This is a genomic window from Kribbella sp. NPDC056861 (assembly GCF_040687575.1).
In the GTDB taxonomy this organism is placed as follows: domain Bacteria; phylum Actinomycetota; class Actinomycetes; order Propionibacteriales; family Kribbellaceae; genus Kribbella.
This window is the reverse complement of the sequence record NZ_JBFBNQ010000002.1, coordinates 461,076-474,309: the sequence shown is the minus strand read 5'-3', so window position 1 is coordinate 474,309 and position 13,234 is coordinate 461,076. Positions and strand designations below refer to the sequence as shown.

At 68.8% G+C, this 13,234-nt stretch carries 11 protein-coding genes; 8 read left to right on the top strand and 3 right to left on the bottom strand.

What is annotated here, in order from left to right:
* Positions 1 to 38 precede the first annotated feature (38 nt).
* Together AB0P21_RS09225 and AB0P21_RS09220 are read left to right on the top strand one after the other, a co-directional pair.
* Positions 39 to 1,577: an alkaline phosphatase D family protein gene (locus AB0P21_RS09225; protein WP_363695100.1), complete on the top strand. Its 1,539-nt coding sequence runs from the start codon at positions 39 to 41 to the stop codon at positions 1,575 to 1,577.
* Positions 1,578 to 1,588: 11 nt separating this feature from the next.
* Entirely contained in the window at positions 1,589 to 2,842 is a 1,254-nt protein-coding gene (locus AB0P21_RS09220; RefSeq protein ID WP_363695098.1) for a hypothetical protein, read from the top strand.
* A 70-nt stretch (positions 2,843 to 2,912) separates the two neighbouring features.
* Here AB0P21_RS09220 and AB0P21_RS09215 read toward each other — a convergent pair whose 3' ends face one another.
* Entirely contained in the window at positions 2,913 to 4,211 is a 1,299-nt protein-coding gene (locus tag AB0P21_RS09215; protein ID WP_363695097.1) for a phosphodiester glycosidase family protein, read from the bottom strand.
* A 96-nt stretch (positions 4,212 to 4,307) separates the two neighbouring features.
* Here AB0P21_RS09215 and AB0P21_RS09210 point away from each other — a divergent pair, with 96 nt between their 5' ends.
* Positions 4,308 to 5,231, top strand: a complete 924-nt coding sequence (locus AB0P21_RS09210) for an AEC family transporter (protein WP_363695095.1) — start codon at positions 4,308 to 4,310, stop codon at positions 5,229 to 5,231.
* A gap of 15 nt (positions 5,232 to 5,246) precedes the next feature.
* On the opposite strand, the gene AB0P21_RS09205 is transcribed toward AB0P21_RS09210, so the two are convergent.
* Positions 5,247 to 6,113, bottom strand: a complete 867-nt coding sequence (locus AB0P21_RS09205) for a hypothetical protein (protein ID WP_363695093.1) — start codon at positions 6,111 to 6,113, stop codon at positions 5,247 to 5,249.
* A gap of 227 nt (positions 6,114 to 6,340) precedes the next feature.
* On the bottom strand, positions 6,341 to 8,881 hold the full coding sequence (gene valS, locus AB0P21_RS09200; RefSeq protein WP_363695092.1) for a valine--tRNA ligase: 2,541 nt from the start codon (positions 8,879 to 8,881) through the stop codon (positions 6,341 to 6,343).
* Between the two features lie 72 nt (positions 8,882 to 8,953).
* Here valS and AB0P21_RS09195 point away from each other — a divergent pair, with 72 nt between their 5' ends.
* The 5 genes from AB0P21_RS09195 (at position 8,954) to mreC (ending at position 13,234) form a co-directional block, all read left to right on the top strand.
* Complete coding sequence (locus tag AB0P21_RS09195; RefSeq protein WP_363695090.1) at positions 8,954 to 10,315, top strand: folylpolyglutamate synthase/dihydrofolate synthase family protein; 1,362 nt, start codon at positions 8,954 to 8,956, stop codon at positions 10,313 to 10,315.
* A 2-nt stretch (positions 10,316 to 10,317) separates the two neighbouring features.
* Complete coding sequence (locus AB0P21_RS09190; RefSeq protein WP_363696467.1) at positions 10,318 to 10,644, top strand: DUF4233 domain-containing protein; 327 nt, start codon at positions 10,318 to 10,320, stop codon at positions 10,642 to 10,644.
* Between the two features lie 55 nt (positions 10,645 to 10,699).
* Entirely contained in the window at positions 10,700 to 11,110 is a 411-nt protein-coding gene (ndk, locus tag AB0P21_RS09185; protein ID WP_270131885.1) for a nucleoside-diphosphate kinase, read from the top strand.
* Between the two features lie 158 nt (positions 11,111 to 11,268).
* Complete coding sequence (locus tag AB0P21_RS09180) at positions 11,269 to 12,294, top strand: rod shape-determining protein (protein ID WP_363695088.1); 1,026 nt, start codon at positions 11,269 to 11,271, stop codon at positions 12,292 to 12,294.
* A gap of 13 nt (positions 12,295 to 12,307) precedes the next feature.
* Entirely contained in the window at positions 12,308 to 13,234 is a 927-nt protein-coding gene (gene mreC / locus AB0P21_RS09175; protein ID WP_363695086.1) for a rod shape-determining protein MreC, read from the top strand.

The window sequence follows — 13,234 nt, the reverse complement described above, 5'->3', positions numbered from 1 at the left end:
ACCGACCGCCCCAATGCGCACCTCGGAAGGTGAGGCCCATGAACCCCATCAGTCGTCGAACTCTTGTCCTCGGCGGACTCGCGGCGGCAGGTGCCACCGCGCTGCCCGCCCGCTCCAGCATCATCTCCGCCACCGCGGCCGTCCCGTACCCGTTCCAGCTGGGCATCGCCTCCGGTGAGCCGGACGCGAGCAGCGTCGTGCTGTGGACCCGGCTGGCGCCGTCGCCGCTCAACGCGGACGGCCAGGGCGGGATGGCGAACGCCAACGTCGCCGTGGACTGGCAGGTGTCGACCACCGAGTCCTTCAGCACGCTGGTCGCGTCGGGTGCCGTCACTGCGACGTACGGGGCGGCGCACTCGGTGCATGTGATCGCCAGCGGGCTCAACCCCGACTCGGACTACTTCTACCGCTTCCGTGCCCAGGGACACGTCTCACCCGTCGGCCGCACCCGTACTGCGCCTGCGGCCGGTACCAATGGCCGTGACCTGACCATGGCGTTCACCTCGTGCGCGCACTACGAGGAGGGCTACTACACGGCGTACCGGCGGATGGCTGAGGACAACCCGGGTCTCATCCTGTTCCTGGGCGACTACATCTACGAGTACCCGGCTACTGCGGGCCGGACCCGGCTGCACCTGGGTGGTACCGAGATCACGACGCTGGCGGACTACCGGCGACGCTATGCGCAGTACAAGTCGGATCCGGATCTGCAGGCGGCGCATGCGGTCGCGCCGTGGATCGTCGTACCGGATGACCATGAGGTGGAGAACAACCACGCCGGCAACATCCGTGCCGACAGCACGCCTTCGCTGACCGCGGCGCAGTGGACTGCTCGCCGTACGGCGGCGTACCGGGCGTACTACGAGAACATGCCGCTGCGGCCGGCGCAGTCGCCAAGTGGCGCGTCGATCCCGCTCTACCGGCGTCTGCAGTGGGGCAAGCTCGCTACCTTCCACATGCTCGACACACGTCAGTACCGCAACGACCAGGCCTGTGGTGACGGCTGGAAGATCTGCTCGGACGCAGACCTCGCCTCCCGGAGTCTGCCGGGCAACGCCCAGGAGACGTGGCTGCTGGACGGGCTCAACCAGAAGGCGGCGACCTGGGACATCATCGGGCAGCAGGTGTTCTTCGCCCGGCGCTTCAACTCGACCGGGGCGAGCATGGACTCGTGGGACGGCTACCGCGCCTCCCGGGCCCGGATCCAGCAGGGCTGGGTCAACCGCGGCGTACGGAACCCTGTGGTCCTCACCGGAGACGTGCACCGGGCGTGGGCCAGCAACCTGATGGCTGACTACAACAACGCGAACTCGGCCGTGATCGGCAGCGAGCTCGTCACCAGCTCGGTCACGTCGAGCGGTGACGGCGACGGCGCCACCGCGATCCCGGACGTCGGCAACAACCCGTGGCTCAAGTTCTTCAACAACCGCCGCGGCTACATCCGGACCACCGTGTCGCCGACCCAGCTGCGGGCCGATTTCCGCGCCGTGGCGAAGGTTTCGGAGCATGACGCCGCGGTGTCCACCGCGAAGTCCTTCGTGATCCAAGAGGGCCAGCCCGGCCTTCAGGCAGTCTGAGAGGAGCAGCGATGAAGAAGAAGCTAGTCGCCACCGCTGTCGCCGTTCCCTCGCTCCTGTTCAGTTTCGTGGTCCCCGCGGCCCACGCTGCCGTCGTGACGCCGACCTGGTCGACCGCGAACAGTGTGGCGTCCGGGGATCAGGATGCGCCAGCTGTCGCGACCAACCGCAATGGGTACGTCGCTGTGGTCTGGGAGGACGACCGGGATACGACCGATGCCGCCGACAACACCCACAGCGAGGTCTTCCTGCGGCTGTATCGCAATGGGACAGCGCTCTACGAGAAGAAGCTGTCTGCCGCCGGGGGCAGTGGGGTCACCACCTGGCGGCACCTGCACCCGGATGTCGGGCTGGACGACAAGGGCAACGCCGTTGTGGTGTGGGCCGACGATCCGGATGGCAACGGCTACTACAACGTGCCGTACCGCGTGGTGAACACAGCCGGGACCGTCACGGCATCAGGTAGCGCCAACAGCAATTCGGACGGCCAGCAGCGGTTCCCGCGGGTTGCGGTCGACCCGGATGGTGCGCCTTCGAGTGCTGCCGTCGCCTTCACCGTGGTGTGGGAGGACCTTCAGACGCCTGCCGGTGCGCTGCCGACCATCAAGGCGGCCGGGTTCACCGGACCGACGACGCGGGCGTGGGAGGTCACCGCCTCCACGACCACCGGGCAGCATCACAACCCTGATGTCGCGGTCTCGGCCTCGGGCGACGCTGTGGTGGTCTGGGACGACGGGTCCACCGATACGGCGTACAACGTGGGGCTGGTCGGCCTGGCTCGTACCAACGGCGCGGTCAACCTGTCTCGGCGTACGGCGAATGCCACCACCGCCGGGGCGCAGCTGCACGCGTCGGTCGCCGCCAACTTCAACGGCGACTTCGCGGTCGCGTGGGAGTCGGGAGCGGGATCGTGGACCCGCAGCTTCACCGGCACCGGCGCCGCGCGCTTCACCGATCTGCAGGTCGTTGCCACCGGCAAGCTTCCTTCGGTGGGCATCGACGATCAGGCCAACAGCGTCGTCGGCTGGACGGCGCAGGCCACTGATCTCGACGTCTGGGTCCGCGGCTTCAATCCGAGCGGTACTACGGACGCGCCGCGGTTGTCGGCCCAGCAGTTGAGCCAGGTGACGCCGGGGCGGCAGGAGCAGATGGTGGTCGCGGTCTCGCCCTGGTCGGAGGTGGCGGTCGCCTACACCGATGACAACGACGGGAACACCTATGACCAGGTGATCCTCGGACAGGGCATCTCGAACAGCAACTTCTGAGGTTGGTTCAAGAGCTGGAGAATCCAGGCAGACAGCGTCGTCTGCCTGGATTCTCCTTGTGTACTAGGCCTTATTTCTCGACATAGATCAGGGCGTCGCCAACGGCCCGCTCGGCGCCGTTCGTGCCGCTCGGGTGGCTGACGAGCGCGCCGTTGACCGCCATCGCGGTCGAGCCGCCGCCGTCCAGGTTGATCGCGTCGTGCAGGCCGAGCGCCTGGGCGACCGCGGCCGTCTCGTCCATCGTGGTGCCGATGCTGGTGGTCTGGCGGCCGTCGATGGTGGCCAGCGTGAGCTTGCCGTCGGCGGCGGCGCCGACGATCGTGCGCGGGTTGCGGTCGAAGAAGCTGCCGGTGCCGGCCGGGACGACGATCTGGCCGTTGGCGGTGAGGCGGTAGCGGCCGGTGACGCCGTACAGGTCCTTCTTCAGCTTGAGGTTGGTGCCGTACTCGTTGGCGACGGCGAGGTCGGTCTTCAGGCAGGTGTGGGAGACCATGCCGAGGAGTGCGTTCGAGTCGCTGCCCGTGGCCTGCAGGGAGGTCTGGTTCTTGGTCAGGCTCGTGCCGCGGGTGGCTGCGACTCGCTCGACGCAGCCGTCGCGGTCGAGGACGACCTCGATGCCTGCGCCGGCCGGGGTGGTGGCGGCGAACTCGGGGGTGAACAGGGTGACGTCGCCTGGCTCGGTGCAGGAGGTCTGGGCTGGGAGAGTGGCGCAGGCGGCCGGGATCACCGGTGGATGGTTGACGAACTCGAGCGGCAGGGTCGCGCCGGTCTTCGGGTTCTTGACCGTGCCGGTCCAGGTCAGGTGGCCCATCACCGCTTTGTTGCTCTTGGCATCGATGATGAAGTTGGCCTCGGCCGGGTCGGTCAGCGGTTCGCTGAGCAGCTTGCCGTCGAAGATGCCGAGGCCGACCGGGTCGCCGGGGTAGAGGGCGCTGGCGGTGAACGTGAAGAACGAGGCGTTGACGCCGGCCAGGGCGCCCGCAGTACGGACCAGGTCGGTGGTCTTCTCGACCTTGGCGAGGTCGGGGCCGTAGGTGGCCTTCAGTTCTCCTCTCGCCTTGCGCGGGTCGATGGTGAGCACGTTGACGACCCACGGGCCGCGCGGCGTGGTGTTGATCTGGTCGGCCGGGGCGGGATCGGTGCCGCGGACGATGCGGGTCAGGGTGACGCCCTTCGCGAGCGCGGTGGCGGTGCGCGTCTCGACGAGATCTGCATCGCCGAGCGGGAGGACGTTGGCGGCGTACTGGACGACGGGCTTTGCGGTGTCTGGGCTGGGGCTCTGGGCAAGGGCGCTGCCTGCTGGAGTGATGATCAGCGCGGCGAGCGCCGTCACTCCGGCGAGGGTGCGGCTGCTGCGGGGACGAGTCATGGCGGCCATCCTTCGGGGTTTTGGTGGAATCTTTCCATCCAGCAGCCTTTCATGTCAGTAACTTGCAGATGAACCGTTTCAGCTACGATCGCTGGAGTGAGTGCCGTCGTCGCCGCCTTCGTCGCACTCGTTGCGGTCGCCGTCCTGGGATATCTGGTCGGCCTGGCCGGCGTACTGCGGCCCGAGGACGAGCTGGTGCTCTCCAGGTTCGCGTTCTTCGTCGCGACACCCGCCTTGCTGTTCACCACGGTCGCCCGGGCCGATCTGCACGCGATCTTCTCGCCGGTGCTGCTGACCAACCTGGCCGGTGTGTTCGTCGTCCAGGTGCTGTATCTGCTGGTCGCCGTGCTGCTGTGGCGGCGCAGCCGGTCGGAGGCGACGGTCGGCGTACTGGCGGCGTCGTACGTGAACGCGGGCAACCTCGGCGTACCGGTCGCGGCGTACGTGCTCGGCGACGGGGCGCTGGTCGCGCCGATCGTGTTGTTCCAGTTGCTGGTGATGGCGCCGGTCGCGTTCGCGATCCTGGACGGGGATCGGCAGGGGAGCGGCCGACGAGCCTCGCTGGGCACGCTGCTCACTCGGCCGCTGCGAAACCCGCTGTCAGTCGCGTCGCTGCTCGGCTTGCTGTTCGCCGCGGTCGGGATCCAGCTGCCGTCGCTGGTGATGCGCCCGATCGACCTGGTGGCCGCGGCGGCGGTGCCGATCGCGCTGGTGGCCTATGGGTTGAGCCTGAGTGGCGCGAAGGACTCGGTCAACCTCGATCGCGACGTGGCGCTGGCCGTCGTACTGAAGACGCTCGTGCAGCCACTGGTCGCGTACTCCGTCGGGCGCTTCCTCCTCGGGCTGGAAGGCGCAGCGCTGCTCGCGCCCGTTCTGCTGGCCGCGCTGCCGACCGCCCAGAACGTCTACGTGTACGCCGTGCAGTACCGCGCCGCGCGACGCCTGGCGCGAAGCGCGGTACTGCTGAGCACGTTGCTGTCGATCCCGGTGATGATCGCCCTCGCGGGCCTGCTCGCCTGAGCTACTTCATCGCCCCTACTTCATCGCCGTGAACGCCTCGTCGGCCAATGGACCGACGTCGTTCACGCTGACCCCGTCGTTGGCCGCCTGGGCGATCACCGTGAGGGTGTTCGACCCGCGGTAGCACTGCGTCGGCAGCGTGCTGCTCGACTCGACACAGGTGGACTGCCCGACCTCTTTGACCATCTCGGGGGTGGCGCCCGAATCCTTGATCGTCTTGTCGATGTCGACCTTGCCCCGCAACGCGATCACCACGAACAGCCGCTGACCGTCGAGATTCCCGTACGCCTCGACCGTCGCCTGCTTGCCGTCGTTGATCCGGCTCAACGCGTCCCGGGTCTGGTCCAGCTTCAACTGCTCGCGGATCTGCGTGTCGGTCACGCGGTCCAGCCCGGCCAGCTTCGCGGGCGGCTCGATCCCGCGAGCCGTGTTCAACCGGCTCATCGGGCCGAGGCCACCGAAGTACCCGACTGCGGCGACCACCAGCAATGCCAGGACCACTCCGCCGACGGTGACCCAGGGATTCCGTCGCCACTGGATGCCCTTCACCCAGCGCAGCGGGGCCTTCCACCACGGGCCCTTCTTCGCGCCGTCGGCTTTGGGTTTGGCTTCATCAGCCTTGGCTGCCTTGGGCTGCGCCGGAATCGACTGGGTATCAGCCTCAGCCGCAGCCTTCGCGCCGGCCGGAGCATCACCCGTGCTGGTCGCGGCGGCGGGCGGAGTCGAGGCAGCGGGCGTCGTCGACGTGGCAGGCGTGGTCGAAGCGGCCGGAGTCAACGGCGTCTGAGGCGGCAGTGGCGTCTGCTTCGGGAGCGGCGTCTGCGGGGGAAGGGCTGACTGCTTGGGCTTGTCGTCCGGGCCAGGGGTGGTGGGGGTGCTCATCAAGTGCTCCTCGGGGCGCGCGGACGGGATCGCCGGGGGTTGGCTAAGTAGCCCCGATCGTTTCATATCAAAACAAGATGACGCCGCAGGGTAGTCGGCCCGGTGAACCCAGTAGCCGCACCCACCAACTGCACTGCAGACAAAAGCAGCGCGCCCGCCTCAGAAGAGACGGGCGCACCGAACAAACAGCCCGAGCTGACCGACCAACGCCGACCGGCCAGGACCGCTCAGAGCGCGGCGATAACAGAGACCTCGTCCGACTCGTCCGGGCTCCACAGGATCTCGCCGGTGATCCGCCCGGCCGCCCGGAGATCGACCTCGGCGCGCTCCGCCAGACCGAGACGCGCGGCAGGCCCGCTGACCTCGACCTTGGAGACCTCGGTCTTCATCGAGACCTGAGCGGTCGACTTGGCGCCCCGGATTCCGGCCAGCACCTCGGCGACCGCGTCAAGAACCGCCGGGTCCTGCTCGGCCGACGCGATGTCGACCTCCGGGACCGGCCACGACGTGGTGTGGATCGAGCCTTCCTGCCACCACGACCAGACCTCTTCGGTCGCGAACGGCAGGTACGGCGCGAGCAGTCGCAGCTGGACCGACAGGGCGACAGCCAGCGCGGCCTTCGCCGAGGTGGCGCCCGCTTCGCCGTGACCGCCGTACGCGCGCTCCTTGACCAGCTCGACGTAGTCGTCGCAGAAGCTCCAGAAGAACCGCTCGGCGGCTTCGAGCGCACCGGTGTAGTCGTACCGGTCGAAGGCAGCCGTCGCTTCCTCGGTCGCCGTCCGCAGTTGGGCCAGCATCGCCAGGTCGACGGGCTCGGTGACCGCGCTCGCGTCGACCGAGGTGGCACCGAACGACAGCACAAACTTCGAGGCGTTCAGGACCTTGATCGCGAGCCGGCGGCCGACCTTCATCTGCGACTCGTCGAACGGCGAGTCCATCCCCGGCCGGGCCATCGCCGCGCGCCAGCGGACCGCGTCGGAGCCGAACTTCTCCAGGATCTCCGACGGGACCACCGCGTTGCCCTTGGACTTCGACATCTTCTTGCGGTCCGGGTCGACGACGAAGCCGGAGATCATCGACCGCGCCCACGGCAGGGTGCCGTTCTCGAAGTGCGCCCGGACGACGCGGGAGAACAGCCAGGTGCGGATGATCTCGTGCGCGTGCGTGTTCAGGTCCATCGGGAAGGTGCGCTCGAACAGGTCGTTGTCGCGCTCCCAGCCGCAGACGATGTGCGGGCTGAGCGACGAGGTCGCCCAGGTGTCCATCACGTCCGGCTCCGCGACGAAGCCGCCCGGCTTGCCGCGCTGCGACTCGTCGTATCCACCCGGGACCTGCGAGGTCGGGTCGATCGGCAGGTCGGCCTCGCGCGGGACCAGCGGGTGCGCGTAGTCCGGCTCGCCCTCGTGGTTCAGCGGGTACCAGACCGGGAACGGGACGCCGAAGTAGCGCTGGCGGGAGATCAGCCAGTCGCCGTTCAGGCCGTCGACCCAGTTCAGGTACCGGTGCTTCATGTGCTCCGGGACCCACTCGAGCTCGTTGCCGCGCTCGATGAACTCGGCCTTCAGCTCGGTGTCGCGGCCGCCGTTCTTGATGTACCACTGCCGGCTGGAGACGATCTCGAGCGGCTTGTCGCCGTTCTCGTAGAAGTTCGCCTTCCGGGTGGTCGCCTTCGGCTCGCCGTCCAGATCGCCGCTCTCGCGCAGCTTGGCGACGACCAGCTCGCGGGCGCTGAAGATGGTCTTGCCGGCCAGTTCGGCGTACAGCTCCGAGCCGTCGAGCCACTCCGGGGTGTCGCGCAGCAGCCGGCCGTCACGCCCGACGATGGTGCGGACCGGCAGCTGCAGGTTGCGCCACCAGATCACGTCGGTCGGGTCACCGAAGGTGCAGCACATCGCGATGCCGGCGCCCTTGTCGGGCTCGGCCGCCTCGTGCGCCAGGACCGGGATCTCGATGTCGAACAGCGGCGAGCGGACCGTCGTACCGAACAGGTCCTTGTACCGCTCGTCGGACGGGTGCGCGATCAGCGCGACACAGGCCGGCAGCAACTCGGGCCGGGTGGTCTCGATGTAGATCGGTCCGGCCGGACCGTGGAAGGCGATCCGGTGGAAGGCGCCCGGGTAGTCGCGGGCCTCCATCTCGGCCTGCGCGACCGCGGTCTGGAACGTGACGTCCCACATCGTCGGCGCCTCGGACAGGTACGCCTCGCCGCGGGCGAAGTTGCGCAGGAAGGCGCGCTGCGACGCGCGCCGGGAGTCCTCGGAGATGGTCGTGTAGAGGTAGTTCCAGTCGACGCTCAGGCCGACCTGGCGCCACATCGCCTCGAACGCCTTCTCGTCGACGTGGGTCAGCTCACCGCACAGCTCGACGAAGTTCTGCCGCGAGATCGGGACCTGCTTCTTCGCGTCCGGCTTGGCCGGCGGCTCGAACGACGGGTCGTAGGGCAGCGACGGGTCGCACTTGACGCCGTAGTAGTTCTGCACCCGGCGCTCGGTCGGCAGGCCGTTGTCGTCCCAGCCGATCGGGTAGAAGACCTTCTTGCCGCGCATCCGCTGGAACCGCGCGACCAGGTCGGTGTGGGTGTAGCTGAAGATGTGCCCGACGTGCAGCGACCCGGAGACGGTCGGCGGCGGGGTGTCGATCGAGTAGACGTCGGCGCGCTCCGCGGTACGGTCGAAGGCGTAGGTCTGTTGCTCCTTCCATACGGCAGCCCACTTCTCCTCGAGGCCGTCGAGGGTGGGCTTGTCAGGAACGCGGGACGTCTCGGTCATACGGCAATCCTAGTGGTTGTCAAGGGGTGCTCACGACGGGTTATCCACACCCCCTCCTACACTGGCCGTCTGATGAGTGACCTCTCCTATGCCGAGGTATCGGCGAAGCTCCAGGCCCGTTGGCCGGAGAACAAGATCGATCCCACGCTGGACCGGGTCCAGCGGCTCGTCGAGCTGCTCGGCGACCCGCAGAAGGCCTATCCCGTCGTCCACCTGACCGGCACCAACGGCAAGACCTCGACCGCCCGGATGGTCGACGCGCTGCTGCGGGAGGCCGGGCTGCGGACCGGGCGGTTCACCAGCCCCCACCTGGAGACCGTGCGCGAGCGGATCACGCTCAACGGCGAGCCGATCGACGAGCAGCGGTTCGTCGAGATCTACACCGAGATCGAGCCGTACGTCGACGTGGTGGACGCCGAGAACGAGCACCCGCTGTCGTTCTTCGAGGTGATGACCGCGATGGCCTTCGCCGCCTTCGCCGACGCGCCGGTCGACGTCGCGGTGATCGAGGTCGGTCTCGGCGGCACCTGGGACTCCACCAACGTCGCCGACGGCACCGTCGCGGTGATCACCCCGGTGGCCGTCGACCACGCGCACATCCTCGGCTCGGATCCGGTCACCATCGCCCGGGACAAGTCCGGGATCATCAAGGCCGGCAGCACCGCGGTGATCGCGCAGCAGAGCCTCGACGTCGCCGAGGTGCTGGTACGCCGGGCCGCCGAGGTCGGCGCCCAGGTCGCTCGCGAGGGACTCGAGTACGGCGTGGTCAGCCGCTCGGTCGCGGTCGGCGGTCAGCTGATCTCGTTCAAGGGTCTCGGCGGCGAGTACGACGACATCTTCCTGCCGCTGCACGGTGAGTACCAGGCACACAACGCCGCCACCGCGCTGGCCGCGGTCGAGGCGCTGCTCGGCGCGACCAGCCAGAACGAGGGCGACCGGATGACCCGCGAGCTGGTCGAGGCGGCCTTCGCCGAGGTCACCAGCCCGGGCCGGATGGAGGTCGTCCGGACCAGCCCGACGGTGATCGTCGACGCCGCGCACAACCCGCACGGCGCCGAGGCGACCGCCGCGACCGTGACCGAGGCGTTCGCGTTCCAGCCGCTGATCGGCGTACTGGGCTGTATGAAGGACAAGGACGTGTACGCGATCCTGGAGGCCTACGAGCCGATCATGGAGACCGTCGTCTGCACCCGGAACTCGTTCGAGCGGTCGATGCCGGCCGACGAGCTGGGCGAGATCGCGATCGAGATCTTCGGCGAGGACCGGGTGCTGGTCCGGCCCAAGCTGCTGGACGCGATCGACGACGCGATCCGGCTGGCCGAGGAGAACGCGCTCGCGATGGGCACCGGCGGCGTCCTGGTCACCGGCTCGGTGATCACCGCGGGCGAGGCGCGCACGCTGCTGGTCCGCAAGCGCGCGGGGGACCGGCAGTGAGGATGCTCGCGGGCATCGTGCTCGGCTTCGAGTTCCTGATCCTGGCCCTGGTGACCCCGGTGATGATCTCGGTCGCCGACGTGAAACCCAGTACCGCGCTCCCGCTGTGCCTCGGCCTCGCCGTCCTGGCGCTCGTCGCCGCCGGCCTGCTGCGCAACCAGCTCGGCTACATCCTCGGCTCGGTGATCCAGGTCGCCGCGGTCGGCCTGGGCTTCGTCGTACCGGTGATGTTCGTCCTCGGTCTGGCCTTCGCAGCCTTCTGGGTGGCGTCCATCGTGCTCGGCCGCCGGATCGACGAAGCCAAGGCCGCCCAGGCCCAAGCCACCTGACACCACTAGGCTCGGCCGCAGTACCCGCCTGAACAGCATCGGAGAGAGAACAGACATGTCGCAGCGCACCCTCGTCCTGCTCAAGCCCGACACGGTACGCCGTGGCCTGGTCGGGGAGGTCCTCGGACGGTTCGAGGCGAAGGGCCTCGCCGTCGTCGCGATGGACCTGCGCACGATCGACGGCGACCTCGCCGACCAGCACTACGCCGAGCACGTCGAGCGCGACTTCTACCCGCCGCTGCGCACCTTCGTCACCAGCGGCCCGCTGGTCGCGCTGGTGCTCGAGGGCGACGAGGCGGTCGAGGTGGTCCGCGGCCTGAACGGCGCGACGGACGGCCGCAAGGCAGCCCCGGGAACCATCCGCGGCGACCTCTCGCTGTCCAACCGGGAGAACCTCGTGCACGGCTCGGACTCGCCCGAGTCGGCCGAGCGGGAGATCAAGATCTGGTTCCCCGACCTGCCGTAGTACGGGTCGCCCCGGCGGGTCTGGGACAGTGATCGGTCGGATACTATGCGTTCGCGGTCGACCTGCTAATCCGGACTCGTCGGGCCCGTGTCGATGCGCAGGCGACAGAGGTCGCGCACATAGCCTGAGAACTCCGGATCGAGCGGAAGGGCGCCTTCATGGCGAACAGCATGCTCGGCCGCGACATGGCGGTCGACCTCGGTACAGCCAACACCCTCGTGTACGTCCGGGGGCGTGGCGTCGTGCTGAACGAGCCGTCCGTGGTCGCGATCCGCACCGACGAGCCGCGTGAGGCGGTCGCGTTCGGCGCCGAGGCGAAGAAGATGATCGGCCGGACGCCGGGCAACATCACCGCGATCCGGCCGCTCAAGGACGGCGTGATCGCCGACTTCGACGCCGCCGAGCAGATGCTGCGCTACTTCATCCAGCGCGTCCACCGCCGCCGGTACTTCGCCAAGCCGCGGATCGTGGTCTGCGTCCCGTCCGGCATCACCGCGGTGGAGCAGCGCGCGGTCCGCGACGCCGGCTACATGGCCGGCGCCCGCAAGGTCTACATCATCGAGGAGCCGATGGCGGCCGCCCTCGGCTCGAACCTCGAGGTCCGCGACGCGACCGGCAACATGGTGGTCGACATCGGCGGCGGCACCACCGAGGTCGCGGTGATCTCGTTCGGCGGCATCGTCACCAGCCAGTCGATCCGGGTGGCCGGTGACGCGATCGACAAGGCGGTCGTGAACTACTGCAAGAAGGAGTACTCGCTGATGCTCGGCGAGGCCACCTCCGAGCAGATCAAGATGACCATCGGCTCGGCCTTCCCGACCTCGGACGGGCCGGACTCGGAGATCCGCGGCCGGGACATGGTCTCCGGCCTGCCGCGCAGCGTGATGGTCTCCTCGGCCAGCATCCGGCAGGCGATCGAGGAGCCGATCACCGCGATCGTCGACGCGGTCAAGGCCACCCTGGACAAGACCCCGCCCGAGCTGGCCGGCGACATCGTCGACCGGGGCATCGTGCTGACCGGCGGCGGCGCGCTGCTGAAGGGCATGGACGAGCGGCTGCGGCACGAGACCGGGATCCCGATCCATGTCGCCGACAACCCACTGGACGCCGTCGTACTCGGGGCCGGCAAGTGCGTCGACAACATCGAGACGCTGAACCGCATCCTCGTCACCGACCGCCGCTGAGCGAAGGCACGCGATGCTCAAAGACCTCGGGACCCCGGCCAAGGGCCTGGTCCGTTCGGCCGGTCTGCCGCGGGAGATCCGCCGCCGGCGGACCATCCTGGTGCTGGTCGTCCTGGCCTCCTTCACCCTGATCGTGCTGGACGCGCGACGCTCGGCGGGCTCACCCGTCGAGCCGCTGCGGCATGCGGCGGCGTCGGTGTTCGGCCCGCTGGAGTCCACCGCGACGAACGCCCGGCAGCCTGTGGACAACCTGCGGGACCGGTTCGCCGAAGTGGATAGATTGAAAGCAGAGAACGAAAAACTCACGGCGGACAACGAGAAACTCGTCAGCGACCTGCGCACCACCGACTACGCCCGCAACCGCGCGGGCGAGCTGGACCGGCTGCTGCGGATCGCGCCGAAGTTCACCGTGACCCCGGCCCGGGTGATCGGGTTGGGCAGTGCACAGAGCTTCAACCACACAGTGACCATCGATGCCGGTACGGCGGACGGAGTGCGACCCGATATGACAGTACTGAACGGCGACGGGCTGGTGGGCCGCGTCGTGCGGACCACCGAGGCCACCGCCACGGTGCTGCTGATCGGCGACCGCAACTCCACCGTCGGCGGCCGGCTGAACTCGACGATGGCGCTCGGCTTCGTCTCCGGCCGCGGCGAGGTCGGCTCCTCGGCGGCGCTGGACTACAAGCTGGTCGACCTGAAGGCCCGGCCCAAGGTGGGCGACCGGATCGTCACCTGGGGCTCCAGCGGCAACGCGCCGTACGTGCCGGGCGTGCCGATCGGCGAGGTCACCTCGGTGACGGCGGTCCAGGGCGCGCTCGGCTCGACCGCGCTGATGAAGCCGTTCGTCGACCCGACACGGCTCGACCTGGTCGGCGTCGTGACCGGACCGCCGGCCCGGGCGCCGCGGGTTGCGGTCCCGCCGGAGAAGGGCCGCTGA

Excerpts from the sequence above, each read along its gene's own strand:
- ndk (WP_270131885.1), top strand. The coding sequence starts at position 10,700 with ATGTCGCAGCGCACCCTCGTCCTGCTCAAGCCCGACACGGTACGCCGT.
- AB0P21_RS09180 (WP_363695088.1), top strand. The coding sequence starts at position 11,269 with ATGGCGAACAGCATGCTCGGCCGCGACATGGCGGTCGACCTCGGTACA.
- AB0P21_RS09225 (WP_363695100.1), top strand. The coding sequence starts at position 39 with ATGAACCCCATCAGTCGTCGAACTCTTGTCCTCGGCGGACTCGCGGCG.
- AB0P21_RS09220 (WP_363695098.1), top strand. The coding sequence starts at position 1,589 with ATGAAGAAGAAGCTAGTCGCCACCGCTGTCGCCGTTCCCTCGCTCCTG.
- AB0P21_RS09205 (WP_363695093.1), bottom strand. The coding sequence starts at position 6,113 with ATGAGCACCCCCACCACCCCTGGCCCGGACGACAAGCCCAAGCAGTCA.
- valS (WP_363695092.1), bottom strand. The coding sequence starts at position 8,881 with ATGACCGAGACGTCCCGCGTTCCTGACAAGCCCACCCTCGACGGCCTC.
- AB0P21_RS09195 (WP_363695090.1), top strand. The coding sequence starts at position 8,954 with ATGAGTGACCTCTCCTATGCCGAGGTATCGGCGAAGCTCCAGGCCCGT.
- AB0P21_RS09190 (WP_363696467.1), top strand. The coding sequence starts at position 10,318 with ATGCTCGCGGGCATCGTGCTCGGCTTCGAGTTCCTGATCCTGGCCCTG.
- AB0P21_RS09215 (WP_363695097.1), bottom strand. The coding sequence starts at position 4,211 with ATGACTCGTCCCCGCAGCAGCCGCACCCTCGCCGGAGTGACGGCGCTC.
- mreC (WP_363695086.1), top strand. The coding sequence starts at position 12,308 with ATGCTCAAAGACCTCGGGACCCCGGCCAAGGGCCTGGTCCGTTCGGCC.